Source organism: Melioribacter sp. (assembly GCF_049325435.1).
Taxonomy (GTDB): Bacteria; Bacteroidota; Ignavibacteria; order Ignavibacteriales; family Melioribacteraceae; genus Melioribacter; species Melioribacter roseus.
Genome location: NZ_JBMOLD010000016.1, coordinates 1 through 25,398 on the forward strand (window position 1 = coordinate 1; position 25,398 = coordinate 25,398).

General features: G+C 42.1%; 26 protein-coding genes. 18 read left to right on the forward strand and 8 right to left on the reverse strand.

Annotated elements, in window-relative coordinates; translation table 11 throughout:
- Positions 1 to 423 precede the first annotated feature (423 nt).
- Positions 424 to 843 carry a secondary thiamine-phosphate synthase enzyme YjbQ gene (locus ACOYVE_RS12740; protein WP_014856169.1) on the reverse strand — a complete coding sequence of 140 codons (420 nt, stop codon included), beginning with the start codon at positions 841 to 843 and terminating at the stop codon, positions 424 to 426.
- A gap of 75 nt (positions 844 to 918) precedes the next feature.
- Here ACOYVE_RS12740 and ACOYVE_RS12745 point away from each other — a divergent pair, with 75 nt between their 5' ends.
- A complete protein-coding gene (locus ACOYVE_RS12745; RefSeq protein WP_014856170.1) occupies positions 919 to 1,428 on the forward strand; it encodes a nitroreductase family protein in 510 nt (169 codons plus the stop codon).
- A gap of 63 nt (positions 1,429 to 1,491) precedes the next feature.
- The gene (locus ACOYVE_RS12750) at positions 1,492 to 2,769 is read left to right on the forward strand and encodes an MgtC/SapB family protein (protein WP_014856171.1); all 1,278 of its coding nucleotides are present in this window, start codon (positions 1,492 to 1,494) and stop codon (positions 2,767 to 2,769) included.
- On the opposite strand, the gene ACOYVE_RS12755 is transcribed toward ACOYVE_RS12750, so the two are convergent.
- Positions 2,744 to 3,619, reverse strand: coding sequence for a hypothetical protein (locus tag ACOYVE_RS12755; protein ID WP_422882290.1), 876 nt, complete (start codon positions 3,617 to 3,619; stop codon positions 2,744 to 2,746). The two genes, ACOYVE_RS12750 and ACOYVE_RS12755, sit on opposite strands and share 26 nt — an antisense overlap.
- A gap of 5 nt (positions 3,620 to 3,624) precedes the next feature.
- The gene (purU, locus tag ACOYVE_RS12760) at positions 3,625 to 4,476 is read right to left on the reverse strand and encodes a formyltetrahydrofolate deformylase (RefSeq protein WP_041356001.1); all 852 of its coding nucleotides are present in this window, start codon (positions 4,474 to 4,476) and stop codon (positions 3,625 to 3,627) included.
- 96 nt (positions 4,477 to 4,572) lie between these two features.
- Here purU and ACOYVE_RS12765 point away from each other — a divergent pair, with 96 nt between their 5' ends.
- The 5 genes from ACOYVE_RS12765 to ACOYVE_RS12785 all read left to right on the forward strand — a co-directional run bounded on the left by ACOYVE_RS12765 (position 4,573) and on the right by ACOYVE_RS12785 (position 10,050).
- Positions 4,573 to 4,980 (forward strand): cupin domain-containing protein, encoded by a 408-nt coding sequence (locus ACOYVE_RS12765; RefSeq protein ID WP_014856174.1) that lies wholly within the window; start codon positions 4,573 to 4,575, stop codon positions 4,978 to 4,980.
- On the forward strand, positions 4,977 to 5,777 hold the full coding sequence (locus tag ACOYVE_RS12770; protein ID WP_422882292.1) for an alpha/beta hydrolase: 801 nt from the start codon (positions 4,977 to 4,979) through the stop codon (positions 5,775 to 5,777). Before ACOYVE_RS12765 ends, ACOYVE_RS12770 begins: the two co-directional genes overlap by 4 nt.
- Positions 5,774 to 6,931 carry a pectate lyase gene (gene pelA / locus ACOYVE_RS12775; RefSeq protein WP_422882294.1) on the forward strand — a complete coding sequence of 386 codons (1,158 nt, stop codon included), beginning with the start codon at positions 5,774 to 5,776 and terminating at the stop codon, positions 6,929 to 6,931. Before ACOYVE_RS12770 ends, pelA begins: the two co-directional genes overlap by 4 nt.
- 14 nt (positions 6,932 to 6,945) lie before the next feature.
- The gene (locus tag ACOYVE_RS12780; RefSeq protein WP_014856177.1) at positions 6,946 to 7,587 is read left to right on the forward strand and encodes an SGNH/GDSL hydrolase family protein; all 642 of its coding nucleotides are present in this window, start codon (positions 6,946 to 6,948) and stop codon (positions 7,585 to 7,587) included.
- Between the two features lie 201 nt (positions 7,588 to 7,788).
- A complete protein-coding gene (locus tag ACOYVE_RS12785; RefSeq protein ID WP_014856178.1) occupies positions 7,789 to 10,050 on the forward strand; it encodes an aconitate hydratase in 2,262 nt (753 codons plus the stop codon).
- Positions 10,051 to 10,109: 59 nt separating this feature from the next.
- Here ACOYVE_RS12785 and ACOYVE_RS12790 read toward each other — a convergent pair whose 3' ends face one another.
- The 3 genes from ACOYVE_RS12790 to ACOYVE_RS12800 all read right to left on the reverse strand — a co-directional run bounded on the left by ACOYVE_RS12790 (position 10,110) and on the right by ACOYVE_RS12800 (position 13,629).
- A complete protein-coding gene (locus ACOYVE_RS12790) occupies positions 10,110 to 10,985 on the reverse strand; it encodes a T9SS type A sorting domain-containing protein (RefSeq protein WP_014856179.1) in 876 nt (291 codons plus the stop codon).
- Positions 10,982 to 12,445 carry a kelch repeat-containing protein gene (locus ACOYVE_RS12795; RefSeq protein WP_014856180.1) on the reverse strand — a complete coding sequence of 488 codons (1,464 nt, stop codon included), beginning with the start codon at positions 12,443 to 12,445 and terminating at the stop codon, positions 10,982 to 10,984. Before ACOYVE_RS12795 ends, ACOYVE_RS12790 begins: the two co-directional genes overlap by 4 nt.
- 416 nt (positions 12,446 to 12,861) lie before the next feature.
- A complete protein-coding gene (locus ACOYVE_RS12800) occupies positions 12,862 to 13,629 on the reverse strand; it encodes an SDR family oxidoreductase (RefSeq protein ID WP_014856181.1) in 768 nt (255 codons plus the stop codon).
- A gap of 126 nt (positions 13,630 to 13,755) precedes the next feature.
- On the opposite strand from ACOYVE_RS12800, the gene ACOYVE_RS12805 reads away from it, so the two are divergent.
- The 10 genes from ACOYVE_RS12805 to ACOYVE_RS12850 are packed head-to-tail and all read left to right on the forward strand — an operon-like array spanning position 13,756 to position 23,195.
- A complete protein-coding gene (locus ACOYVE_RS12805; RefSeq protein WP_014856182.1) occupies positions 13,756 to 16,179 on the forward strand; it encodes a heavy metal translocating P-type ATPase in 2,424 nt (807 codons plus the stop codon).
- Complete coding sequence (ccoS, locus tag ACOYVE_RS12810) at positions 16,179 to 16,355, forward strand: cbb3-type cytochrome oxidase assembly protein CcoS (protein ID WP_014856183.1); 177 nt, start codon at positions 16,179 to 16,181, stop codon at positions 16,353 to 16,355. The genes ACOYVE_RS12805 and ccoS overlap by 1 nt, the downstream gene beginning before the upstream one ends.
- Positions 16,356 to 18,479, forward strand: a complete 2,124-nt coding sequence (gene ccoN / locus ACOYVE_RS12815; RefSeq protein ID WP_014856184.1) for a cytochrome-c oxidase, cbb3-type subunit I — start codon at positions 16,356 to 16,358, stop codon at positions 18,477 to 18,479.
- On the forward strand, positions 18,479 to 18,673 hold the full coding sequence (locus ACOYVE_RS12820; RefSeq protein ID WP_014856185.1) for a hypothetical protein: 195 nt from the start codon (positions 18,479 to 18,481) through the stop codon (positions 18,671 to 18,673). The genes ccoN and ACOYVE_RS12820 overlap by 1 nt, the downstream gene beginning before the upstream one ends.
- Positions 18,666 to 19,496, forward strand: a complete 831-nt coding sequence (locus ACOYVE_RS12825; protein ID WP_226990938.1) for a cbb3-type cytochrome c oxidase N-terminal domain-containing protein — start codon at positions 18,666 to 18,668, stop codon at positions 19,494 to 19,496. The genes ACOYVE_RS12820 and ACOYVE_RS12825 overlap by 8 nt, the downstream gene beginning before the upstream one ends.
- Positions 19,493 to 20,902, forward strand: coding sequence for a cytochrome c oxidase accessory protein CcoG (ccoG, locus tag ACOYVE_RS12830; RefSeq protein WP_014856187.1), 1,410 nt, complete (start codon positions 19,493 to 19,495; stop codon positions 20,900 to 20,902). The genes ACOYVE_RS12825 and ccoG overlap by 4 nt, the downstream gene beginning before the upstream one ends.
- Complete coding sequence (locus ACOYVE_RS12835) at positions 20,899 to 21,342, forward strand: FixH family protein (RefSeq protein WP_014856188.1); 444 nt, start codon at positions 20,899 to 20,901, stop codon at positions 21,340 to 21,342. The genes ccoG and ACOYVE_RS12835 overlap by 4 nt, the downstream gene beginning before the upstream one ends.
- Positions 21,342 to 22,031, forward strand: a complete 690-nt coding sequence (locus tag ACOYVE_RS12840) for a sulfite exporter TauE/SafE family protein (protein WP_014856189.1) — start codon at positions 21,342 to 21,344, stop codon at positions 22,029 to 22,031. The genes ACOYVE_RS12835 and ACOYVE_RS12840 overlap by 1 nt, the downstream gene beginning before the upstream one ends.
- A 55-nt stretch (positions 22,032 to 22,086) precedes the next feature.
- Positions 22,087 to 22,704, forward strand: coding sequence for an HD domain-containing protein (locus ACOYVE_RS12845; protein ID WP_014856190.1), 618 nt, complete (start codon positions 22,087 to 22,089; stop codon positions 22,702 to 22,704).
- The gene (locus ACOYVE_RS12850; protein WP_014856191.1) at positions 22,701 to 23,195 is read left to right on the forward strand and encodes a SixA phosphatase family protein; all 495 of its coding nucleotides are present in this window, start codon (positions 22,701 to 22,703) and stop codon (positions 23,193 to 23,195) included. The genes ACOYVE_RS12845 and ACOYVE_RS12850 overlap by 4 nt, the downstream gene beginning before the upstream one ends.
- Here ACOYVE_RS12850 and ACOYVE_RS12855 read toward each other — a convergent pair.
- Positions 23,192 to 24,028 carry a cysteine peptidase family C39 domain-containing protein gene (locus tag ACOYVE_RS12855; protein WP_014856192.1) on the reverse strand — a complete coding sequence of 279 codons (837 nt, stop codon included), beginning with the start codon at positions 24,026 to 24,028 and terminating at the stop codon, positions 23,192 to 23,194. The two genes, ACOYVE_RS12850 and ACOYVE_RS12855, sit on opposite strands and share 4 nt — an antisense overlap.
- 90 nt (positions 24,029 to 24,118) lie before the next feature.
- On the opposite strand from ACOYVE_RS12855, the gene ACOYVE_RS12860 reads away from it, so the two are divergent.
- Positions 24,119 to 25,171 carry a D-alanine--D-alanine ligase family protein gene (locus tag ACOYVE_RS12860; RefSeq protein ID WP_014856193.1) on the forward strand — a complete coding sequence of 351 codons (1,053 nt, stop codon included), beginning with the start codon at positions 24,119 to 24,121 and terminating at the stop codon, positions 25,169 to 25,171.
- Here ACOYVE_RS12860 and ACOYVE_RS12865 read toward each other — a convergent pair.
- A complete protein-coding gene (locus ACOYVE_RS12865) occupies positions 25,158 to 25,355 on the reverse strand; it encodes a DUF1289 domain-containing protein (protein ID WP_041356431.1) in 198 nt (65 codons plus the stop codon). The two genes, ACOYVE_RS12860 and ACOYVE_RS12865, sit on opposite strands and share 14 nt — an antisense overlap.
- Positions 25,356 to 25,398 lie beyond the last annotated feature (43 nt).

Below are 25,398 nucleotides of genomic sequence, written 5' to 3' on the forward strand. Positions count from 1 at the left end.
CACTGTTTTCCTGAGGAAACTTAAGAAAACTTATTCAACATGTCAAAGAACTATATGGCTCTAAATCAAAATTGACATAACAATAGGTCAATTTTCTCTGTTGACTTTTAACGGAATAACTTAGCGGTTAATAAAGAGTTTGCTTCCCCCGCAAACTGCGGAGTCGTACAGACTTCCTTTCGCTATTCGTAATTACGAGCCCCGCTTACAACGGGGCGAAGTAATCTCTAGTGACAGTTTGCTTCGTCGTCCCGCCAACAGCGGGACTCCTCGCAAAGACGAAGGCGTTCGTAGCGCGGTAGCGCGGGCGTTAGGAGTGTAGACGTGCCGGCGTTCTATGTTGTATAACATTGAACGATAAACCACGAACTCCCAAAACGAAGAACGTTGAACCCCAAAACCTTGAACCCCAAAGCTCGAAATTCATGCCCCTAGAATCGTTACCACAATATTTCTGGGTCCGCCGTAATTTCGATGTTCGCACAGATAAATTCCCTGCCATGTGCCAAGATTAAATTTGCCGTTCTTAATGGGAACTGTAACCGAGCTGCCGAGCATTGAGGCTTTGATATGAGAAGTCATATCGTCCGCGCCCTCCAATGTATGGTCGAAGAACGTAGCGTCTTCGGGCACAATCCTGTTGAAATATTTTTCCATATCGCTGCGGACGGTCGGGTCGGCGTTTTCGTTCAATGTTAACGATGCCGAAGTATGTTTTATGAAAATGTGCGCAATGCCCGCCCGGATTTTTTCGATGCCATTTAATTGACTCAATATTTCATTCGTAATAAGGTGAAAACCGCGCTGTTTCGGTTTTAACGTTATTTCCTGCTGATAAACCATTTATTCCTCCGCTTACTAAGTCCAAAAATAAAAAAGTAAAATTTTATTTTTGTATGTAACAATTCCGGAGGAAATATGAATACGATAGAAGCAATTTTAACCAGGAGAAGTATAAGACGTTACAAAAATCAACCTGTCGAAAAAGAAAAAATCGACAAAATACTGAAAGCGGCAATGTATGCGCCGTCGTCGCATAACAGTCAGCCGTGGCACTTTGTTGTTATTGACGACAGAGAGACTATGAATAAAATAGCCGAAGCGCATCCTTACGCCCAAATGTGCAGAGAAGCTCCCATCGGTATACTGATTTGCGGCGACAGGGAAATCGAAAGTCTCGACGGATATATTGCGTTAAATTGCGCAGCCGCTACCGAGAACATATTACTGGCCGCTCACGAACTCGAATTGGGCTCCGTATGGATTGCGGTTTATCCGAGGGAAGAAAGAATCAGGATATTCAGAGAACTATTCGGATTACCGGAGAATATTCTGCCGGTAGCTATGGTTGCAATTGGTTATCCCGACGAAAAGAAAAATCAGCCCGAGCGTTTTAAACCGGAACGTATTCATTATAACGGCTGGTAATTAATTTGTTGCGACAAGCAAATCTTTCCGTTATTTTGGAATTTCAATTTTTACGGTGACGTTATGCATTCAATCGAATGGACGGAACAACTTCGTTTCATAGTTGCGCTTGCGCTCGGATTTTTGGTGGGGCTCGAAAGGGAGACCACTAAAGGGAAACAAAAAAAAGTTATGCTCGGCGGCATAAGAACTTATCCGATAATCAGTTTGATGGGATTCGGATGCGCATGGCTTTATAAAATCGGGGTGCAGGCTATTTTACCAATCGGACTCGTTGCAATTTCGGCGTTGACCGCAATTTCATATTTCTCCAAGTCGCAATACGATAAGTACGGAATTACAAGCGAAGTAAGCGCTCTCGTAACGTTTATTATTGGAGCTTTGGCATTGCTCGTAGATATTTGGGCTTCGATGGCGCTTGGCATCATAAGCACGATTTTATTGTCCGAAAAAGCGAGCCTCGAATATTACGTCGACCGCCTCGACCGCGTCGAATTTCTTGCCGTTCTTAAATTCCTTCTGGTTACATTGATAATACTGCCTGTTTTGCCGGATAAAAATTACACGCAGTTTAATATCAATCCGTACAAAACCTGGCAGATTGTAATCATCGTTTCCTCTGTCGGATTTGTAGGCTATTTTATTTCAAAAAGATTGGGCGCTCATGCAGGTTTTCGAATATCCGGTCTGGTAGGAGGAATTGTTTCGAGCACGGCGGTTTCGATTGCATACGGCAGGATGGCTCAGAAGAACGAAAATTTATCTTATCCGGCTTTGCAAGGCGCAGTAATAGCTTCGAGCGTCATGTATTTGCGCGTTCTGGTGCTTATTTATATAATCAATCCGGCAATTGTTCAACATCTCTGGCTTCAATTGGTTCTTCTCAGCGCAGCGGGGTTTATTATTTCGTTTATAAATAACAATAACCCTAAAACGAAGAAGTCGACTATCGACAAAGAAATCCAAAATCTGCAAAACCCGTTCGAAATCCGACCCGCAATTTTATTTGCAATTTTATTCCTGGGACTTTCGGTAATCACAGGATTGGTAAAAACTTATTTCGGCAGTTCGGGAATTTTGAGTTTGGCGGCCGTTGTGGGTATTACGGATATCGACCCGTTCATTTTGTCGTTAGTAAGCGGAAGCGCATTCGACGCTCAAATTATTTCCGTATCGATTTTAATTGCAATGATGAGCAATTCTATTATGAAAGGAGTTTACTTCGGAACTATGGTTAAACAGGCGCGTAAAGACGTTGCCGTACGATTTGGCATATTGACCGTTTTGCATATTCCGGTAATCGTTCTTACTTTTTTCAATCTGAAGGAATTGATTTCCTAGAATGATAGTAAAGATCGAGTGAAATGTATGTATTTTGAAAAAGCACATAAAAAACCGGTCCGAGTACTGATACCGGATTCATAAAAGTTATTGCGAGCCATATTGTGTACGAATTATTTTTTTGACCCAACGCCTGACTGGCTTCGGACGCATATTCTTTACCGCCGATAAACCAGCCCAGTGTAAAAAGAAAAACGCAGATCAACGCAGTAACGAAGCCGATATGATAAACAAGCGACAAATCCGATGTGAGATTGTTACGGATGTAATAAGAAGCTCCCGAAGTAGCCAGATAAACATTCACGACGAGTATATAAAACGAGCCGTCCTTCAAGTCGATTAGTTTTTTCCATAAAGAAACGCTTGCCGCTTTAACCAGTCTTGCCAGTATTAATGGCATCGTGAACGTAATCAATACCGGCAATAGAATATCATTGAATGTAATGTCGCTTCCGCTGTTGATAATCAAGGGTAGAATGAAAGGCAGAATTACTGTTACAACTATGTTTGTCAATACCAGAGAAAATAGCGTGAATTCCACTTTCCCTTTTTTCAGACTGATAATAACAGGCGCGGCAATTGCAGTGGGAGCTATAGCGGTAATGAAAGCGGTTTGCGCCAGCAATTTATCGAAAGAATAAATGACAAAGTACGATATGAAAGAAGCGGCAATTAGAGAAACGAGTATTATGAAATGCTTTATGCCGACAATATTTTTATCGATTTTAATATCGAGAAACGAAAAAAACAGAAGCGCCATCAAAAAATATCTGATGAGAAACGTAAACTTATGTCCGTAAGGGAAAAATATGCCGACAGTAATTGAAACGAGAAGGAGTAAATTCTTCATGGCGGCTATTCGAAAATGATTGTTTTTTTGCCGTGCTGAAGAACGCGGTTGTTGACGTGCAGGTCTACGGCGCGCGCAAGCACCAACCGTTCCAGGTCGCGTCCTTTTCTTATTAAATCTTTCAACGAATCCTTGTGTGAAATCCTAATGACGTCCTGCTCGATAATGGGACCTTCGTCCAGCTCTTCGGTAACGTAATGGCTCGTTGCGCCGATTAATTTTACGCCCCTTTCATACGCCTTTTTATAAGGGTCGGCGCCTATGAATGCCGGCAGGAAAGAATGGTGTATGTTGATAATGTTATTCGGATATTCGGAAATGAAATCGGGTGTTAGAATTTGCATGTATCGGGCTAATATTATCGTGTCGATATTATGCTCTCTCAGCAATTCGAGTTCTTTCTTTTCCTGCTCTCGTTTATTTTCTTTGGTTATCGGAAAACAATAGTAGGGAATATCGTACTGCTTTGCCAAAGGCTCGAGGTCGGGATGATTGGAAATTATTAGAGGAATATCCGCATGAAGTTCTTTGTTTCTGTAACGCCACAGTATTTCGAGCAGGCAATGGTCGTATTTGGAAACGAATACGGCTAAGCGTTTTTTGTCCTCGCTCAGTTTTATGTCCCAATTTGCATTAATCCCATCGGCTAATTTTTTGAACTCATTCATAAAATCGTCGGTAAGATTTGCTTGTCCGTTTAATTCCCATTCGATGCGTATGAAAAACATCTTTGCGTTTTTGTCTACATGTTCGTCCAGATCGATAATATTGGCGTCTCTCTGAAACAGGAATTGCGATATCTTTGCCACGAGACCTTTCCGGTCTTCGCACGATAAAATTAATGTTGCGCTGCTCATTTTTCCCACGAATAAAAATTTTCACCTGTAAATTACGAAAAAAAGTTGCTAAATTTGTAAGTAAACGTTGAAGTAAACGTTCATTGGGAGGACTTTATGAAATCTTTAATTCTTTTTTTATTTATCTCTGTTGTGATTGCAGCTCAGGATAAACCGAAACAATTTACAATAGATGAATGCGTCAGCCAGTTTGACTGGGAAGATACAGTCGGCACAAAAGTCGGCTACCAATTCTGGTTTGTCGATAAGAATTTTCTCGACGGACGCACATTGAAAATGAGCGTGGTAGCGCCTCATAAAGCAACCCACGCGCCTCACAAACACGCCGAAGACGAATTCTTCTTTGTGCTGGAAGGAACCGCCGAGTTTTATCTCGACGGCGAAACGAGAATCGGAAAACCGTATTCGAGTTTTTACTGTCCGCCGAACAGCATGCACGGCATTAGGAATGTGGGCGACACGGAATTGAAATATCTCGTAATAAAAAAATATAACATGAAATGAAAACTAAAATTATAATCCTTGTTTTACTGTTCGTCAGCGCTCCTTTATTCGGACAGTATGAATTTATTAATATCTGGAACGGCAACGCGCCCGGTACGAAAAATACTGCTGAAGAAGAAAAATACAGCGACGAAAGATTCTGGACGGTTAATCAACCGGGATTGGTCTTTTATAAAGCTCGCGAGTCCAAAGGAATCACGATGCTCGTTCTTCCGGGCGGAGGCTATCATCATTTGGCGTTTGTAAAAGAAGGAGTGACGATAGCAAAATGGCTCAACAATCTCGGCATCGATGCATACGTTTTGAAATACCGGCTTAATCCTGAAGACGCTCTCGACGACGCTCAAAGAGCTGTTTGTTATGTAAGACGCAAAGCCAAAAACGACAAAATAGGCGCGATCGGTTTTTCGGCGGGCGGTCATCTTGCTGCAAATGTTATGCTATCGCCAAAACGCATTTTTGTCGATTCGATCGATAATCAAAATTTCAAACCCGATTTTGCCGCGCTGATATATCCTTGGCTTCAAAATCTTTACGAAAAAGTAAAAGAAGAACTTCCGCCGTTATTTATTGCTCACGCCGCCGACGATACGAGGGTGCCCGTCCGGGAATCTCTTAATTTTATCGACGCCTGCGTTAAAATTAACGTTTACCCCGAAGTTCATATTTTTTTCGAAGGAGGCCACGGTTTCGGAATGGAAAAAGAGAGCGGCTATGCCGCGTCGGAATGGCCTTCGCTGCTGGAAAAATGGTTCGTCAACAGAGGAATAATTAATTTGCACGGAGATACAAAATGAAATCCGTTAAATTCTTTCTTATCGTAATTGCCTTGTCTTTTGCAGCCGTATACGGACAATCTCAAAATAAAAAAACGATAATCGACGTGTCGGGTTTTGCGAACAGCGCGCATCATTGGTACGATATAAGCGCCGACGATAACGTAATCGATCCGCTCGAGAATCAACCGAGATACAAACCGTGGCAAATCAAAGAGATAGCCGATAATATTCTCCTTTATCAAAAAGAAAACGGAGGCTGGCCCAAAAATTACGATATGCTCGCCATCCTGACCGACGAACAAAAAGAAGCGCTTCTGAAATCCAAAAACATCACCAACACAACCTTCGATAATTGGACCACTCATACTCAGGTGGAATATCTTGCGCGCGCTTATGAAATTTTAAAAGACGAACGTTATAAAGAAGCATGTATCAAAGGAATTGAATTTATTCTCAAAGCTCAATATCCCAACGGCGGCTGGCCTCAGTTTTATCCCTATACAAGCGGCTACCGGAAATATATTACTTTCAACGACGGAGCGATGACCGGCGTTATGAGGGTTCTTTACAACATAATTAAAAAAGAACCTCGCTATTCTTTTGTGGATAAAGATTTATACGATAGATCGAAAAAGGCGTTTGAAAAAGGTTTGAAATGCATTCTCGACTGTCAGATTAAGGAAAACGGGAAATTGTACGCATGGGGGCAGCAGCACGATAATGTCACTCTCGAGCCTCAGCACGCTCGCTCTTACGAACTGCCTTCCATAGCCAATCAGGAAAGCGCCGACCTGGTGTTGTTTCTTATGGATATCGATAATCCGTCGCCCGAATTAATTAATGCAATCGAGAGCGCAGTAAGTTGGTTCGAGGAATCCAAAATTGAAGGTATAAGAATCGAAGAAAAAAAGATTAAGCCGATTAAATACAAATGGAGCACAATAAGCGTCGACCGTTTTGTCGTTGAAGATCCCGCCGCGCCTCCGATATGGCCTAGATACAGCGAACTGATTACGCATAAACCGTTGTTCTGCAATCGCGACGGCAAAAAAGTCTATTCGCTTGCCGAAGTGGCTCACGAAAGGCGTGTCGGATATACGTGGTACACTTACCTGCCTCAGCGGGCTATCGATAAATATCCGGAATGGAAAAAGAAGTGGGTTAAAGAATAAATTGAGGCGTAGAAATGAAAAAGAAAATTCTGTTATCCGTAATATTAGCCGTTATAATGGGTTTTAATATGCAGCAGGAAAAAATTAAGATAGTTTGTTTCGGCGATTCGATTACTCACGGCGCGGGCGTAGAAGGCAGAGGTTGGGTGGAAAAATTATCCGCTCGTTTCGATAATATTACTTTTGTTAACGCAGGCAGAAACGGCAGAAAAACTTCCGATCTGGACGAACTGCAACCCGTTATCGACGGCAACCGCGACGCCGATTATTTTATTATCTTGCTCGGCGTTAACGATTTGAAAAACGGCAACGACAGCCTTGTGGCAAACTGCGTGAGTAATGTCGACAGTATGTTGTCTCAAATAAAATCGGAAATTCCATCCGCAAAAGTAATTATCGCTTCGCCCTGCAATATCAATCTCGAAACGATGAGCGAAATTAACAGAAAGAAATTGTATAACGAAGCCACTCAATCTTCATTGATAAAATTAAATGAAGAATATAAAAAACTGGCGGAGCGCCGTTCGGCGGGATTTATTCAGCTTTACGGAAAAGTATGCCCCGAAAACTTCTGGGACGGTTTGCATCCCAATGAAAAAGGGCATGAAGAAATAGCCGATGCGGTTGCCGAATTTATTTCTGCTATGATTAAATGATTTTTCTTATCCGGTGATTTATCGGCTTCATGAAAATAAATGCGGGAGTTCGATTCGAAGAGAGCGGATTCCCGCTTCTTCTATACGGTATAAGTTTTGGCGAAATATCTTAAAGGGGGAGCCACAAAACTTTCCGCGGCAATATCAGAACAAAATTTTTTTTATTTTTGTACTGAATAATTAAACAAGGGGAAAATTAAAATGGCTGCAAATTTTGATATGATTAAACGCGTTTACGATAATTTTGAAAATAAAGTTGATAAAGCGCGGAAGGTTGTCGGCAGACCTTTGACTTATGCCGAGAAAGTGCTCTATGCGCATCTGGCAGAAGAACCGACTCGTGAATTTGTTCGAGGCAAAGACTTCGTCGATTTTTATCCCGACAGAGTGGCAATGCAGGATGCGACGGCTCAGATGGCTATGCTTCAGTTTATGCATGCCGGCAGAAAGACGTCCGCCGTTCCGGCTACGGCGCATGCCGATCACCTGATCGTAGCGCAGAACGGTTCGAAAGAAGACCTGGAAAAGGCAATCGAAGAAAACCGCGAAGTCTACGATTTTCTGGAGAGCGTATGTAAAAAATACGGCGTAGGTTTCTGGAAACCCGGCGCGGGAATTATTCATCAGGTAATACTTGAAAATTATGCGTTTCCCGGCGGAATGATGATCGGCTCGGATTCGCATACTCCGAATGCAGGCGGTCTCGGTATGATTGCCATTGGCGTCGGAGGAGCCGACGTAGTCGACGTTATGGCGGGTATGCCGTGGGAATTGAAGTGGCCCAAATTAATCGGCGTTAAATTGACCGGCAAACTCTCGGGATGGACCGCGCCGAAAGACGTTATTCTTAAATTAGCCGGTCTGCTGACCGTTAAAGGAGGCACGGGAGCTATTATCGAATATTTCGGCGAAGGCGCCGATTCGATTTCTTGCACCGGAAAAGCGACCATCTGCAATATGGGAGCGGAAGTGGGAGCCACAACGTCGGTCTTCCCGTTCGACGTAAAAATGGCTAATTATCTGCGTAAAACCGACAGAGCCGACGTAGCCGAACTAGCCGAAAAACTGGCGCATCAGCTCAAAGCCGACGACGACGTTTATGCGAATCCGAAAAAATATTTCGACCAATTGATCGAAATCAATCTTAACGAACTCGAACCTCATATCAACGGACCTTTTACTCCCGACCTGGCTCATCCGCTATCCAAAATGAAAGAAGCCGTCAAGGAAAACGATTATCCCGACAATATAAGCGTGGCGCTTATCGGAAGCTGTACTAATTCCAGTTACGAGGATATCGACAGAGCCGCTAACATTGCAAAACAGGCGCTGGCAAAGGGATTGAAGGCTAAATCCCAGTTTACAATTACTCCCGGTTCCGAGCAGGTGCGCGCCACAATCGAGCGCGACGGTCAGCTTCAGGTATTAACCGAACTCGGCGGTAAAGTGCTCGCCAATGCGTGCGGCCCTTGTATCGGAATGTGGAAGAGAATGGACATCAAAACAGGTGAAAGGAATACGATTATTAATTCATTCAACCGCAATTTTGCCAAAAGAAACGACAATAATCCCGAAACGCTTTCGTTTGTAGCAAGTCCAGAAATAGTAACCGCTCTGGCAATCGCAGGAAGATTGTCGTTTAATCCGGAGACCGACACTCTCAAAAACGAAAAAGGGGAAGAAGTAAAACTCGATCCTCCTTACGGCGACGAACTGCCTTTGAAAGGATTCGTTAAAGATAACAAAGGTTATCTTGAACCGACGCCCGACGGTTTCAATACGGAAGTGAAAATAGATCCGAACAGCGAGCGACTCCAGTTTCTCGAAAGATTCGAGCCGTGGGACGGAAATGATTTTGTCGATTTGCCTCTTCTATTGAAAGCTAAAGGCAAATGCACTACCGACCATATTTCGCCGGCGGGTCAATGGCTCAGATACCGCGGTCATCTCGACAATATATCGAAGAATATGTTTCTCGGCGCAGTCAATGCATTTACGGGTAAAACAGGCGAAGCCAAAAATCTCTTTACCGGCGAATACAAACCCGTTCACGAAGTGGCTCGCGAATACAAAGCCAAAAGACTCGGCTGGGTTGTGGTTGGCGACGAGAACTACGGCGAAGGCTCTTCGCGCGAACATGCGGCTATGGAACCGCGCTACCTCGGCGGCAAAGCGATTATTGCCAAAAGCTTTGCGCGAATTCACGAAACGAATTTGAAAAAACAGGGAATGCTGCCGCTTACTTTTGCAGACCCTTCCGACTACGATAAAATCCGGGAAGACGACAGAATAAGCATAGTCGGATTAAAAGAGCTGTCTCCCGAAAAACCGGTTAAGATGATTGTAAAACATAAAGACGGTTCGCAGGATGAAATTATGCTGAATCATTCATTGAGCGCGGGTCAAATCGAATGGTTCAAAGCCGGCAGCGCGTTAAACCTTATTGCCGAAAAGAATAAATAATCGGTCTGTTAAGAAGAAAATCAAAAAGCCGGAGAGAAGATTTTCTCCGGCTTTTTAATCTATTTCATTAACGTCATTTTACCGACTGCAGAATATTTTCCTGCGGTTAGTTTGTAAACATATGTGCCGCTCGGCAAATTACTTCCGTTAAATTCAACTTCATATTCTCCGGACGGTTTAACTTCGTTTACCAATTCTTTTATTTCTCTGCCAAGCACATCATATACTTTCAGTGTAACAAAGCTCGCTTCCGGTAAACTAAATCTGATTTTCGTAGCGGGGTTAAACGGATTGGGGTAATTCTGAAAGAGAACAAAACCGGATGGTATCGGAGTAGACTCGTCTTTTACATCAACAGTGCCATAAGTTACTCCGTTTATTCTGCAGCCTCTCAATAAAAGAGGTTGTAATACATAATTTTCTCTTGATATACGTCCAAATCCGTAAGCTAATTTTTCTACATCAAGAAAAGTTGTATCTATAAGAGAATCCGGTCTTATCCATAGTTGAAAATGTTGAATCTCCTTTATTAATGTGCGTTTCCCAAATACATACCCCTCATAAATGCCGCTTACCATCGATTCTTCCCACTTGCTGGAATCTTCAACTATAACAACCCACCGCTCACCTACCTGTGCATTTAATTTATATACATGCCGGTTATCAAATTGAGGCTCGTAAAAAACATTATAATTCCTGTCTATTCTATAATCAGCGCCATAATACAAAGGCGGATCATAAAAGAATATAAACCTGCTGCTGTCTTTCGGGTCTATCGAATCGCGCAGTACTGTATAATGAAGGTCTCCTCCCGCCCTCGTATATTCCCAATGGTCGCCTAAATTAGCCGGAAAAAATTGATACGGGTCATCATACTGAGCTAAAATAATTGATGTTAAGAATACAAAGAAAATTGTTAAATAAATTGATTTCATTTTATTAAAACCATTGATTTTGTAATTATTGTAGAGCCAGATATTAATGAGTAGTAATAAACTCCGCTTGGCAGATTCCTTGCATAAAAGATTACTTGATAATGTCCAGCTTGTTTATGTTCATTAACAAGCGTCTCTATTTCTTTACCGAGAGAATCGAATATTTTTATAGTAACTTTTCCGCTTTTAGGCAAATAATATTCTATTGTAGTAGATGGGTTAAACGGATTGGGATAGTTTTGTAATAACTGAAAATTTTTTGGTATAAAATTCTTATTTCTTTCTACTGAAGTTAATATATTCATTATGTAACATTTCCTAGAAGGCCAACGCGCTAGTAATCCAGAAATTATATCCCACTCCTCGCCTCCAATTAATGCTATATTTCCGTCTTGCATTTGTATCGAATTATCAGTTTCACTCACATAGTTAATATTTTTTAATGGGAAAATTCCCTTTGTTAAGGGAACAAGATTTTCTGGATCGTATAATTCCCAGGTATCTTCTTCTGTTCCCTGCAATTGAGCGCCTCCAAATATTAACAATTTATCAAGATGTTGTAAATAATAAATTTTATGGTCGGCTCTAAAATCTAACATATTATGTGCATAAGACCACTTTTCAGCGTTAACGTCGAAGATCTCCACACTTTTTTTCCATGGAAATGTTCCACCAATTGAATCTCCGCCGGATGTAAATATATTTCCATTAGGTAATAAAATTGAAGCTAAAGCGGTTCTTGCTTCATTCATAGGAGTAGTATATTTCCATTCATTCTTTGTTACATTATAAATTTCACATTCTTTTAAGGCGCTCTTCTTTGATCCACCTGCTATCAAAACATTTCCATCATTAAGTAAAACTGCTGTATGTCTCCATCGAGGAATATTTAATGAGTCTGCAATTTCCCATTTCCCGGTATTCGGGTCATAAATTTCACAATTATTTAAATAAACCATTTCTTTATAATCATCAGTTAATCTAAATCCTCCCGCAATAAGCACTCTTCCGTCATTAAGTTCTGTTACCGTGTAACCGGTTGCTCTTAATGTAGGGATAGAGTCGGTCATCGTCCAGGTTTCGGTTTCCGGGTCAAATAATTCGCAGCTTCTCTCTTTATAACCTCCTATAGCCATAACTTTACCCGTTTTTAATGGCAATAGCTTATGCAAGGAACGGGGAACGTTCATAGGGTTAGTATAACGCCATTTACCCGTATTGAAATCGTAAATTTCTGCGCTCCGTTTGTCCGGCTTTCCCTGCTCTCCCCCGGAACCTCCGCTGACTAAAATATTTCCATCTGGCAAGACGGCTATAGCATGTTGAAATCTGGCTTCGTTCATCGAGTCAATTTGGATCCAGTTTACCTCGCCAATTTTATCAAATTTTTTTTGTGGAAATATTATTGTCGATAATGCAATATTAATAGCTATAATTAAATAATAATTTTTTCCCTTCATAATTGTCCTCTAAAAATTTAGGTAAGTAGCAAAAAATATTACATTATATAATTTTCATGATGCCCTCCCTCCAAATTGTTTTGATTATTCTTGTATTATATAATCTATGAATAATCAATTTTAACAATAAAATTCAATATGTTATTGTTAATTTGCAGGATATTTGTGATTATACGAATTCCGAAGCAGACATTTTGAATAACCCTCATAATATAAAACTATAATTATTGTAATGCTAAAATAATAAACGGGGGGTATGTCAAGAAAAAAAGTTTTTAATTTCGTATCTCTTCAAGCGGCATTGTACTTCTTAGTAGCGCTTATTCCAGGGCAAAAATTGCAAATAATTTTGCTAATAATTTATAGAGTAAAGTTGAAAAGCTCGAACTGAAGTTAATAATCATAAGTACTGTTTATTATTCGCGGTGCACGATTGTTGCGCTTGCCTGTTTTGAAGCGAGCAGAGTTATCTGCGCAATGTTAACGTGCGGAGGACGGGAAGCGCAGAATATTACGGCGTCTGCAACGTCGTCCCCCGTAAGCGGTTCTATTCCTTTGTAAACGTTTTTTGCCTTTTCCTCGTCGCCGTCGAATCGCACCCGGCTGAAATTGGTTTCAACCAATCCCGGATCTATTGTGCTTACGCGTATGTTTTTGTCGATCGTATCAATTCTTAATGATTTCGTAATCGCGTCGACGGCGTGTTTCGTAGCGCAATAAACCGCTCCTTTCGGATAAGCTTCGTGTCCGGCAATCGAGCCGATGTTTATTATATGTCCGCTTTGTCTTTCTATCATTCCTTTCAGGACTTCATGCGTTACGTAGAGGAGACCTTTAACGTTTGTGTCGATCATAATATCCCAGTTGTCGGGATCGTCCTCGTAGAATTTATTCAAGCCTTTGGCGAGTCCGGCGTTGTTAATTAAAATGTCGATTTTTTGCCATTCTTCCGGAAGTCTTTCAACAAAATTTTTCACCTCGTTTCTGTTACGAACGTCGAGTTTGCCGGCGTATACTTTAACTCCGTATTTTTGTTCTATGTCGCCGGCAATCTTTTCGATTAATTCCTGTCTGCGCGCCGAAATGATTAAATTCGAACCTTCGCGTGCGAACGCGTAGGCGCACGATTTCCCGATGCCGGATGTAGCGCCGGTAATGAATACTATTTTGTTCTTCAGGGACATAAGCTCCTCGTTTAATATTATTGTAGCAAAATTAACAAATATTATTTTCGAAGGCATATTTAAAAATCAGGATACTATATCCCGATTTTATTATTTTTAGATTAAAAATTCCCGGCGATTCGCACAATGAACGAAAGGAAAACTGAAAAAGAGCCTGTATCGGAAAAAATAATATGTTTCCATTGCGGCGACGAATGCGTTGACGATTCGATTGCTGTAGGCGATAAATATTTCTGCTGCAACGGATGTAAAACCGTCTATGAAATTCTTAATTCGGCAAATTTGTGCGACTATTATAATATAGAGCCCGGCGCCGGAATAAAAAAGAAAACCAATTCTTACAGAAACTACGAATTTCTCGACGACCCGGAGTTGAAAGAAAAGTTAATCGACTTCAGCGACGGAAAGATTACAACGGTTTCGTTTCATATTCCTCAAATCCATTGCAGTTCGTGCATTTGGGCGCTCGAAAATCTGAATAAACTCGATCCGGGCGTGCTTGCTTCCCGCGTAAATTTCCCGAAGAAAAAATTGTTCGTCAAATATTCGGAAGAAAAAACCTCTCTCAGGAAAATTGTAGAGCTGCTCGACGCAATCAATTACGAACCGCTTCTGACGTTCGAAGGCAAAGAAGAAGACAAACTCAAGGAAATCAACAGAAAACTCTATTTCAAAATCGGCATTGCCGGATTTTGTTTCGGTAACATTATGATGCTCAGTTTTCCCGAGTATCTTTCGCTCGGCGTCAATTCCGACCCCGAAATCAAAACCGTATTTTCGTATCTGAATCTTCTGCTGGCTTTGCCGGTATTGTTTTACAGCGCTTCGGACTATTTTAAGTCTGCCTTCAAAGGTCTCAAAAATAAAATTGTTAACATCGACGTGCCGATTGCGCTCGGAATTATCGTTCTCTTTTTAAGGAGTCTTTATGAGATAACAACTTCGACCGGCGCGGGTTATCTCGATTCGCTGGCGGGGCTTGTTTTCTTCCTTTTGATAGGCAAGGTATTTCAGAATAAAATTTACCATTCGCTCAGCTTCGAGAGAAACTACAAATCGTACTTCCCGATTTCCGTTACAATCAGAAAAGATAGCGGCGAAACAGCTATTCCTCTCGAAAAACTAAAAGTGGGCGACAGGATGATAATTCGCAACGGCGAAATTGCGCCCGCCGATTCGATTCTGATCAAAGGCGAAGCGTTTATCGACTACAGTTTTGTCACCGGCGAATCCGACCCGGTTAAACTCAAAAACGGAGACGTTATTTATGCAGGCGGAAGGCAGCAGGGCGGCACTATCGAAGCCGAATCGATAAAAGAAGTGTCTCAAAGCTACCTGACCCGGTTGTGGAACGATGCCTCTTTCCGGAAAGAAGAGGAAAGCCTTACAGAATCACTGGTCGATTTTGTAAGCAAATATTTTACGGCAATTGTGATTTCGATTGCAGTTGCAACGTTTTTCTATTGGTCTCCCGAAAGTTACTTGATTGCTTTCAACGCCTTCACCGCCGTGCTGATAGTCGCATGTCCCTGCGCTCTGGCTCTTTCCATTCCGTTTACATTCGGCAATACTCTCAGAATATTCGGCAGAAACAAATTCTATTTGAAGAGCGTTTCGGTTGTGGAAACTTTGTCTAAAATTACCGCTGTAGTGTTCGACAAAACAGGAACGATTACCGACAATAAATATCCCGAGGTGAAATTTATTCCTTCCGGTCAAATTGATCGGACTGAATTAATGCCAGCAATAAAATCGCTTGTAATAAATTCTTCGCACCCGTTGAGCAGAACCATTGCCGGTTATTTATCCGAATTTAAAGCGCAAAATATTTCGGATTTTCGCGAATATCCCGGCAAAGGTCTGCAAGCCAGATTCAACGGTAAGTTATTTAAAATCGGGTCGCCGGAATTTACCGGTTACGATGCTTTTTTAACGAGCGATTCGTCCTCAAACGTTACTGTAACGTCCGACGGAAAAGCTCTCGGTTATTTCAGAATAAAAACTAAATACAGAAATAAACTCGATGAAGTTATATCGCGGCTCAAATCCAAATATAAGCTATATCTTTTAACGGGCGATACCGAAAAGGAAAAAGCGAATCTCGAAAAATATTTCGGAAGCGGTAAAGTGCTTTTCCGGCAAAGTCCGTTCGACAAGCTCGAATTTATCAAAAAGCTAAAAGAGCGGGGGGAAGTAGTAATGATGATAGGCGACGGTTTGAACGACGCCGGAGCGCTTCAAAAGAGCGACGCAGGAGTGTCGATCTCCGACAACATCAACAATTTCACTCCCGCATGCGACGCCATTCTCGACGCGGATTCTTTCGGCTCGCTCCATAAATTTCTCGAATATTCCGTTGTAAGCAGATATATTGTTTATGCGAGTTTTGCAATATCCTTTGTTTATAATGTCGTCGGTTTATATTTTGCAACGAGCGGTAAACTCGAACCTGTAATCGCCGCCATACTGATGCCGCTGAGCTCGATTACAATTGTTTTGTTTACTACGGTTGCAACAACTATTTTTGCAAAAATTAAAGGATTGCTGTAATGTCGGTTATTATTGTCCTCGTGATTGCCAGCCTGCTTGTGGCGGGCGGATTCCTGATAGCCTACCTGTGGGCTGTCAGGTCGGGGCAGTACGACGATACTCAAACGCCGGCTTTCAGAATTCTGTTCGAAGACAAAAAAGCCAACAGTACCGAATCAAAAAAACAGGAGCAATAGATGCAGATAGAAAAATTCAGTTACGATAATAATATAGTCAAGCAGTTTTCCATTGCCACCATTGTATGGGGTTTTGTGGGAATGCTTGTAGGGTTGATTATCGCAATTCAACTCTATTTTCCGGCTGCAAATTTGGGCATTCCGTACACTACATTCGGAAGAATTCGTCCTCTCCATACGAATGCCGTTATATTTGCTTTTGTGGGCAATATGATTTTTGCCGGAGTTTATTATTCGTTGCAGCGACTCTGTAAAGCGCGCATGTTCAGCGATTTTCTGAGCAAGTTTCACTTCTGGGGTTGGCAGTTGATTATAGTCGCCGCGGCAATAACTCTTCCGCTCGGTTTAACGACCAGCAAAGAATACGCGGAACTGGAATGGCCTATCGATATTATGATTGCAGTCGTATGGGTGGCGTTCGGAATTAACATGTTCGGTACGATTATTAAAAGACGCGAAGAACATATGTACGTGGCAATCTGGTTTTATATCGCTACTTTCGTAACGGTTACAATTCTTCATATAGTTAATTCGATCGAAATTCCGGTCTCGTTCTTGAAAAGTTATCCCGTTTACGCGGGCGTTCAGGACGCTCTGGTTCAATGGTGGTACGGGCACAATGCCGTCGCATTCTTTCTAACGACTCCTTATCTGGGATTAATGTATTACTTTTTACCGAAAGCCGCAGAACGACCGGTCTATTCGTATAGGCTTTCGATTCTCCACTTCTGGGCGTTGATATTTATTTACATCTGGGCGGGACCCCATCATCTTTTGTATACGGCGTTACCGGACTGGGCTCAGTCGCTCGGCACGGTTTTCTCGATAATGTTGATTGCGCCTTCCTGGGGAGGAATGTTAAACGGTCTTCTTACGCTTCGCGGCGCATGGGATAAAGTCAGAGAAGACCCCGTTCTTAAATTTATGGTTGTTGCGGTTACCGCATACGGAATGGCTACGTTCGAAGGTCCGATGCTTTCGCTTAAAAACGTCAACGCAATTTCTCATTACACGGATTGGACAATCGCTCACGTGCACGTAGGCGCTCTCGGCTGGAACGGACTTCTGACTTTCGGTATACTCTATTGGTTGATACCGAAAATGTGGAATACAAAACTTTATTCCAGAAAACTCGCAAATTCACATTTCTGGATTGCCACGCTCGGCATTGTTTTCTATGTGGTGCCGATGTATTGGTCGGGTATAACCCAGTCGTTGATGTGGAAGCAATTTACCGAGCTTGGTCTTCTGCAATATCCGAACTTTCTGGAAACAACTCTTCAAATTATTCCGATGCACGTAATAAGGTCGATAGGAGGGGCGCTCTATTTGAGCGGTATGTTCATGATGGTATATAATCTTGCCATGACCGCAAAACAGGGTAAATTCATTAAAGACGAAGAGGCGGAAGCCTATCCGCTCGTTAAATCGGAAGACAAATTGAAAAGAGGAATGATACACCGTTACCTCGAAAAAAGACCGGTTAAATTTGCCCTCCTCTCGACCGTCGTAATTTTGATTGGAGGACTTGTTGAAGCTATACCCACGTTCATCGTTGAATCGAATATACCTACAATCTCGAGCGTTAAGCCGTATTCTCCTTTGGAATTGCACGGCAGAGATATCTATATACGCGAGGGATGCAACGCCTGCCATTCTCAAATGGTGCGTCCATTCAGGTCGGAGACCGAACGATACGGCGAATATTCCAAAGCCGGCGAATTTGTTTACGATCACCCCTTCCTGTGGGGGTCGAAACGAACCGGTCCGGATTTACACCGAGTGGGAGGAAAATATTCCAATTTGTGGCATTATCTCCATATGGAAGATCCTGCTCAAATGTCGCCCGGCTCCATAATGCCTTCTTATAAATGGCTGCTTACGCGAAGAATTGATACTGCGGAAACTGCAGCTAAAATTTCCGCTCTCCGTTCAATCGGAACGCCTTACGAAAAAGGCTACGAGAAATTTGCCAACGAAGATTTAATGAAACAGGCAAATACGATTGCGGACGATCTGCTTAACAATGGCATCCCTGTCGATCCGGATAACGAAATTATAGCATTGATAGCCTATCTGCAAAGACTCGGCACGGATATAAAAGTAGAAAAGAAAGGTGAATAATGCTTTCCAATTATTTGAGTTCAATAGAAGGAGTGTCGATCTACCCGGTTATAAGTCTGCTGTTGTTTTTTACCGTGTTCGTAATTACTGTTGTCAGGACTTTGAAACTGGATAAGAATTTAATCGAAAGGATGAAAAATCTGCCTTTAAATAATTCACAAACGGAAAACAATTCAGAGAATGAAAATGGATAAAATAAAATCGATTTTGGCGGTTATCCTGCTGTCGCCTTTAAGTTCGGTATTTGCCGCAGGCAACGAGGAAATTCTCGACAGCGTGATGAAAACAATGATAGTAATCACGCTATTGATGATTGCTTTTGTCCTCTGGCTTGCATTTGTCTATTCTGAAAAGAACGATTCTGAAGGTAAACTCTTCCTGGAACCGTTTCGCAGACTTATCGCTTTCCTCGACAGGTCGGCTCCGCTCGATAAAGAACAGGAGATGCTGCTCGACCATAATTACGACGGTATAAGAGAACTCGACAATCGTGTGCCGCCGTGGTTTCAGATCCTGTTCTACGGTACGATTATCTGGGCGGCGGGATATTTAATAAACTATCACGTAATCGGAGACGGGCAGGTGCAGCTGAACGAATACAAATATGAAATCGAACAGGCAAATTTGCAGCGTGAAATTTTGATTAAATCCGGCGCGTTTATAAACGAGGAAACGGTTTCATTTGTGGACGACGCCGCTGCTCTTTCCGAAGGGAAAGAAATCTTCGTTAAGAACTGCGCAAGCTGCCACGGTCAAAACGGCGAAGGATTAATCGGTCCGAATCTAACCGATGATTACTGGATTCACGGAGGCGGAATTAAAAATATTTTCAAAGTCATCAAATACGGCGTTCCGCAGAAGGGAATGATCAGCTGGGAATCGCAGATCGAACCTAAAAAGATCCAGGCGGTAGCGAGTTATATTATTACGTTACACGGTACGAATCCTCCGAATCCCAAAGCTCCGGAAGGAGAATTATGGAATGAAAATAAACCGGAAGGAAATAAAGGCGCATGAACAAAACTGCGGAAGATGTAAGCAGGGAAACTTTTAGGGATTCGATATCCACGGTTACCAAAGAAGGCAAAAGACGCTGGATTTATCCGAAAAAACCTTCGGGTAAATTTTACCGGGCAAGGACTATTGTAAGCGTTTTTTTGCTGCTGTTTCTTGTGGCTTCCCCGTTTATAAAAGTTGCCGGTCGCCCTTTTATTTTGTTTAATGTGCTGGAGCGTAAATTCGTCGTGTTCGGTATCTATTTCGGTCCGCAGGACATCTACTTTTTTGCGCTTGCAATGATTGCCTTTATTGTATCGATTTTCCTCTTCACCGTGGTTTACGGCAGACTTTTTTGCGGCTGGATTTGTCCTCAAACCGTTTTTATGGAAATGGTATTCAGAAAAATCGAGTACTGGCTGGAAGGCGACGCTAAGGAACAGCGCAAACTAAATCAACTGCCGATGAATCCGCGTAAGTTCAGAATTAAAGCCGCAAAACATATTATATTTTTTGCAATCTCTTTCGCAATAGCGAATATTTTTCTGGCTTACATAATCGGTTCTGATAATTTACTCAAATATATAACTCATTCGCCGGCGCTTCATGCCGGAACTTTTATAGCCGTGTTAATTTTCTCGGGCGTATTTTATTTCGTCTTTTCATATTTCAGAGAACAAGCCTGCGTGCTGGTTTGTCCATACGGCAGACTCCAGGGCGTAATGTTAGACGAAAACTCAATTGTAATTCATTACGATTATAGGAGAGGGGAACCGAGAGGAAAACTGCGGCGCGGCGAAGAAAGAAACGCCGGAGATTGTATCGATTGCAATCAATGCGTGGAAGTTTGTCCGACAGGCATCGACATAAGGAACGGCACTCAACTCGAGTGCGTAAATTGCACGGCATGCATCGACGCCTGCGATTACGTTATGGATCGAATCGGCAAACCGAAGGGGCTTATTAGGTATGCTTCCAAAAATGAAATCGAAACCGGGAGAAGACCTATTATGACGCCCAAAGCCGTGGGATATACCGTCGTACTTTTCTTACTGCTCTTTCTTATTTCCTTTCTTTTGATTAACAGGGCTGAGCTCGACGTTAATATACTCAGAACGCCCGGATTGCTTTCCCAGGATCAACCGGGGAATAGAATCAGCAATCTTTACGACATTAAAATTGTGAATAAAACTTCGAAAGAAATTATTCCCAAAATAGAAGTCGATAATATAAATGCGGAAATTAAAATTATCGGCGAGAATCTGAAAGTAAAACCGCAGAGCATAGCCGAAGCTAAGTTTTTTATAATTCTTCCCAAATCGGAAATAAAAACAATTAAAACTCCTTTGACCGTAAATGTTTATGCGAACGACAAAGTTATCAAGAAAATCAACACTTCCTTTTTAGCAAGAACGGAGAAAAAATGAAACTATCCTGGGGTACTATTATCGTAATTGTCTATACCGTTTTCGTCATTGGGACTTTGACAATGGTTTATATATTCATGAATCAGGACGTAAGTCTTGTTACGGAAAATTATTACGCCGAAGAAATCAAGTATCAAAATCAAATCGAAAAAAAGAAAAACAGCGAGTCGCTGGATAAAAATATTTCAGTTATAATGAACGAAGGTTATGTCGATATTGTATTTCCGGAGATTACTCAGCCCGAGAAAATTAAAGGAGAAATAGAATTCTACAGACCTTCGGACCAAGAGCGCGATTTTATTGCGGATATTCAACTCGATTCGACTTACACTTTCAGAGTCCCTTTCAATAAACTTAAACGGGGTTACTGGAAAATTAAAATCGACTGGTCGGACGGTATTAAAGAATATTATTATGAAAAAAACTTAATGATAAGCTGATGGAAATCTGGACGGGTTTGTTAATCGGGCTTTTCGGAAGTTTGCACTGCGTCGGGATGTGCGGACCGATTGTAATGGCAATTCCGATCGTGGGAGAAACGTGGATTAAGATATTTACGGGGCGCATCCTTTACAATGCGGGCAGAATTACGACTTACGCTTTAATGGGATTTTTGTTCGGCTTGTTCGGGAAACAATTGCGGCTCATAGGGCTTCAACAATACATTTCCCTCATTTCCGGCGGAGTTATCCTCGTTTATTTATTTCTGCCTTCTTCGTTGAAAAACAAAGTTGCGCACACAAAAGTTTATGCGGTGTTTTATGACAGACTGAAAATTTATTTCGGGAAATTAATGGCGCGGAAATCGGTAGTATCGCTCTACGTAATCGGAATACTTAACGGATTGCTGCCGTGCGGTTTTGTTTATGTTGGAATAGCGGGCGCTTTGACTATGAACACGCCTGCGGAAGGCGCAATATACATGGCTCTCTTTGGACTCGGCACTTTCCCTGTAATGTTTATTACTGCGACGCTCGGAAATTTCATTCATATTAAATTGAGAAAAAAATTAATCCCGGCCATGGCGTTTTTACTGGCGCTTCTCTTTATTTTGAGGGGCTTGAACCTCGGAATTCCTTTCTTGAGTCCCAAAATAGAGAAAGTGGTCCACAGTGAAATGCGTCACTGATTTAATTCGACTCTTTTCCTTTTTTTATTATCTTTACGCTAATCATTGAAACCGTATGGATAATCAGATCCTAAATAAAGCGCGCCGGTATGTTGAAGGACTTTTCGAGGCGCTTCGAAACAAAGATAACGTCTACCATAATATCGACCATACGCTCGAAGTTGTCGACAAGGTTAAGGAAATAGGCGCGGGCGAAGGTTTAAACGAGGAAGAACTCGAAATTGTTACGCTGGCGGCTTGGTTTCACGACACGGGTTATTGTATTCAATCGGAAGGACACGAGGAAGTAAGCGCAAATTATGCGCGCGGTTTTTTAAACGTAGAAAATTATACCCCCGACAAAATAAACGAAGTGGTTAAGTGCATTATGGCGACTCGCGTTCCTCAAAATCCGGCCACATTGCTCGAAAAAGTTATTTGCGACGCCGATCTGGCTCATATCGGCCGGGAGGATTTCGAAGTGCGCAATAACCTCTTCCGTCAGGAATACGAAATTTATTTCGGTAAAGAACTTTCGGAAAAAGAATGGCTCGAAAAAAGCATCGACTTCTTTTCAAAGCATCGCTTCTTTACGGAATATTCGAATCGAAAGTACGGCGCTCTGAAAGAGAAAAATATTGAACGATTGAAAAAACAACTCGCGCTTCTGGACAACGCTAAGGATAATACATGAAAAAATTATTCCTGATAAGACATGCCAAATCGAGTTGGGACAATCCGGGTTTAACCGATATGGAAAGGCCTCTCAATAAAAGAGGCGAAAGGGACGCTCCGTTTATGGCTCGATTAATTAAGGAAAAAGGAATAGAGCCCGACCTGATTATTTCGAGCCCCGCAAAGAGAGCCTTCGACACGGCTCTCGTCTTTGCATCCATATACGGCAAAAATGAAGAAGACATTATAGTAGAAGACAGAATATACGAAGCCGGAATGAGAGAATTGAGTTTGGTAGTTGAAGATATTGACGACCGCTTCGAATCGGTATTTCTGTTCGGGCATAATCCCGGATTGACAAATTTTGCGAATTTATTGGGCTCGGAATATTTAGATAATATGCCTACATGTTCGATTGTGGGAATAGGACTTAATGTCGATTCGTGGAAAAATATTGAACGCGGAAAAGGGAAAACGTTTTTGTTTGAATACCCTAAAAAATATTTTTAATAAATAGGGGTCATTCCGTACTTGCCGCAGGCATACATCATCAATATAGAGGCGATATCTGTAACGGCGCGTTTTTCCTCGTCAATAGGAACTACGAGGTCGTAAACTTCAGCCACGAATTTCATATTGCTTAAAATCTTTTTTAACTCGGAATATGTCGGTTCGCCGTGCCACATCGCCACGCGCTTTACCAGATGGTTCTGATTTCTTCGAAGAAATTCGTTGAATGTAATGATGTTATAGCTGAGTTTTGTCCTCGGCTTGCAGATGTTTATCAAATCGTTGGTGTATTGATCCCATTTGCGAGCGAGGTCCTCGTTTTTTTCGTACATCAATTGAATGGCTTTTCGCGGAGTAAACTTGGCGCGCGTATGAACTTTGAACTTCGGCGCTATGGCGTATCCGTCGTAGCTTACAATGCCTGCTTTCTTATCGGAATATTTCCAATTGCGTAAAAGTTGCGTTGCGCTTACAACGCTAACGACTTTGTCTAATTCGCTGTCGATTACGACGAACTTGCCTTTCGAATAGCTTACGACGGTATTCCAGTGTTCCCAATTATTGACGCTCAAAATGCAGGGATATCCTTTTTGCAGGTTTTTAATCAATAATTTCCGGGCGTCGCCGGGATTGCTCGACTGAAAATGTTTCATTCTGCAGTTAAAGCGGCGCGCCGCTCTCGCCAGGCCGAATTCATCTGTTCCCGCCCACCAGGTGCTTCCAGCAATTATTCCGATTTGATCTTCGTCTTTAAATACGCCGAGCATCACCAGCGCGTATTTCAACGCAAACGGTCCGCATTGATATTTGTTCGGTTGAGGATAAAAGCTCATCAAAGGCCTTTATAGTTCGGGTCAAAAATAATAAAAAGTTTAGTATGCTTTTTATTTTTTTTATACTTTATAAATAAAAAATTCTGTTTTATGAAAGTTCTTATCGTTTACAACGAATCAGACCCGGAAATTTACGAACAGGCGCCTGAAATTTCCGAAGAAGACCTCGACTTCAAACCCTACTTTGACCTTGAGAATTCAAATCCGATCGACGAATACGAAGCGATGGCAAAAGCATTGAGAAGAGCCGGTTACGACGCTTATACTCTTAACATAATGGACAACCTTCAACATTTTTTCGACAATATCGATAAAAACAAGCCGGACGTGGTTTTTAACCTGATGGAATTATACAAGGACGTAGCGATACAGGAGATGAACTTTGCAGGCTTGCTCGAACTTCTCGATATTCCGTATACGGGCGCTCCGCCGCTTGCGCTCGGAACGTGCCAGAGTAAAATCCTTACAAAAAGGATACTGAGTTCGATAGGTATACGGACGCCCAATTACCGTCTCGTTAAATCCTTGAATAAACCCTTCAGAATCAATTTGAATTATCCTCTTATAGTTAAGCCCGCGTTGGAAGACGCAAGTGTCGGCATCGAAGAGGAATCGATTGTTTATAATGTTGATGCGCTAAAAAAAAGAGTAAAATACGTGCTTGAATATTTTGCTCAGCCTGCGTTGGTGGAAGAATTTATTGTCGGCAGAGAGTTGAACGTGGCTGTCTTTGGGGATAAAGAGCCGGAAGTATTGCCGATTAGCGAAATCGACTTTTCGAAACTGCCCGACGACCTTCATCCGATTGTAAGTTATCAGGCAAAATGGGATCCGTATCACGTCGCCTATCATAAGACAATTCCTAAATGTCCCGCGCCTTTAAGCAATAAAATCCGAAAAGAAGCCGAAGAAATTGCGCTGAAAGCCGTTAAAGCAGTCGGCTGCCGGGATTATGCGCGCGTCGATATGCGATTGTCCGAAGACAAAAGATTGTACGTGCTGGAAGTTAATCCGAACCCCGATTTGCAACAGGACGCCGGATTTATGCGTTCTGCCAGAACGGCGGGCTATTCTTACAGCCGCGCGCTTAAAATGATAGTCGATTTTGCTTACATGCGTAAGCGCGGCTCTAACGGGAAGTAGACTTTTTACCGGATGAATTTCTGCGTTCTTCTATTAACATGTAAACTCTTTTTTTCTGACTATCGGTCATCGACTGCCAGTGCGCAATCTCGTCTAAAGTTCTGAAACATCCGGCGCAGTATCTGTTTTCCTCGTCCATTCTGCAAATGTTGTTGCACGGGGAATCCGTGTTTCTTTTATCCATGACATTAATAATGTTATGCGGCAATTTAAAGTTCCATGTCGTA

Bases quoted from the DNA above. Each gene is read 5' to 3' on its own strand.
- ACOYVE_RS12750 (WP_014856171.1), top strand. From the start codon at position 1,492: ATGCATTCAATCGAATGGACGGAACAACTTCGTTTCATAGTTGCGCTT.
- ccoN (WP_014856184.1), top strand. From the start codon at position 16,356: ATGCAGATAGAAAAATTCAGTTACGATAATAATATAGTCAAGCAGTTT.
- ACOYVE_RS12805 (WP_014856182.1), top strand. From the start codon at position 13,756: ATGAACGAAAGGAAAACTGAAAAAGAGCCTGTATCGGAAAAAATAATA.
- ACOYVE_RS12835 (WP_014856188.1), top strand. From the start codon at position 20,899: ATGAAACTATCCTGGGGTACTATTATCGTAATTGTCTATACCGTTTTC.
- ACOYVE_RS12785 (WP_014856178.1), top strand. From the start codon at position 7,789: ATGGCTGCAAATTTTGATATGATTAAACGCGTTTACGATAATTTTGAA.
- ACOYVE_RS12765 (WP_014856174.1), top strand. From the start codon at position 4,573: ATGAAATCTTTAATTCTTTTTTTATTTATCTCTGTTGTGATTGCAGCT.
- ACOYVE_RS12845 (WP_014856190.1), top strand. From the start codon at position 22,087: ATGGATAATCAGATCCTAAATAAAGCGCGCCGGTATGTTGAAGGACTT.
- ACOYVE_RS12860 (WP_014856193.1), top strand. From the start codon at position 24,119: ATGAAAGTTCTTATCGTTTACAACGAATCAGACCCGGAAATTTACGAA.
- purU (WP_041356001.1), bottom strand. From the start codon at position 4,476: ATGAGCAGCGCAACATTAATTTTATCGTGCGAAGACCGGAAAGGTCTC.
- ccoG (WP_014856187.1), top strand. From the start codon at position 19,493: ATGAACAAAACTGCGGAAGATGTAAGCAGGGAAACTTTTAGGGATTCG.
- ACOYVE_RS12855 (WP_014856192.1), bottom strand. From the start codon at position 24,028: ATGAGCTTTTATCCTCAACCGAACAAATATCAATGCGGACCGTTTGCG.
- ACOYVE_RS12745 (WP_014856170.1), top strand. From the start codon at position 919: ATGAATACGATAGAAGCAATTTTAACCAGGAGAAGTATAAGACGTTAC.
- ACOYVE_RS12850 (WP_014856191.1), top strand. From the start codon at position 22,701: ATGAAAAAATTATTCCTGATAAGACATGCCAAATCGAGTTGGGACAAT.
- ACOYVE_RS12795 (WP_014856180.1), bottom strand. From the start codon at position 12,445: ATGAAGGGAAAAAATTATTATTTAATTATAGCTATTAATATTGCATTA.
- ACOYVE_RS12820 (WP_014856185.1), top strand. From the start codon at position 18,479: ATGCTTTCCAATTATTTGAGTTCAATAGAAGGAGTGTCGATCTACCCG.
- pelA (WP_422882294.1), top strand. From the start codon at position 5,774: ATGAAATCCGTTAAATTCTTTCTTATCGTAATTGCCTTGTCTTTTGCA.
- ACOYVE_RS12840 (WP_014856189.1), top strand. From the start codon at position 21,342: ATGGAAATCTGGACGGGTTTGTTAATCGGGCTTTTCGGAAGTTTGCAC.
- ACOYVE_RS12790 (WP_014856179.1), bottom strand. From the start codon at position 10,985: ATGAAATCAATTTATTTAACAATTTTCTTTGTATTCTTAACATCAATT.
- ACOYVE_RS12740 (WP_014856169.1), bottom strand. From the start codon at position 843: ATGGTTTATCAGCAGGAAATAACGTTAAAACCGAAACAGCGCGGTTTT.
- ACOYVE_RS12770 (WP_422882292.1), top strand. From the start codon at position 4,977: ATGAAAACTAAAATTATAATCCTTGTTTTACTGTTCGTCAGCGCTCCT.
- ACOYVE_RS12800 (WP_014856181.1), bottom strand. From the start codon at position 13,629: ATGTCCCTGAAGAACAAAATAGTATTCATTACCGGCGCTACATCCGGC.
- ACOYVE_RS12825 (WP_226990938.1), top strand. From the start codon at position 18,666: ATGGATAAAATAAAATCGATTTTGGCGGTTATCCTGCTGTCGCCTTTA.
- ccoS (WP_014856183.1), top strand. From the start codon at position 16,179: ATGTCGGTTATTATTGTCCTCGTGATTGCCAGCCTGCTTGTGGCGGGC.
- ACOYVE_RS12865 (WP_041356431.1), bottom strand. From the start codon at position 25,355: ATGGATAAAAGAAACACGGATTCCCCGTGCAACAACATTTGCAGAATG.
- ACOYVE_RS12780 (WP_014856177.1), top strand. From the start codon at position 6,946: ATGAAAAAGAAAATTCTGTTATCCGTAATATTAGCCGTTATAATGGGT.
- ACOYVE_RS12755 (WP_422882290.1), bottom strand. From the start codon at position 3,619: ATGAAGAATTTACTCCTTCTCGTTTCAATTACTGTCGGCATATTTTTC.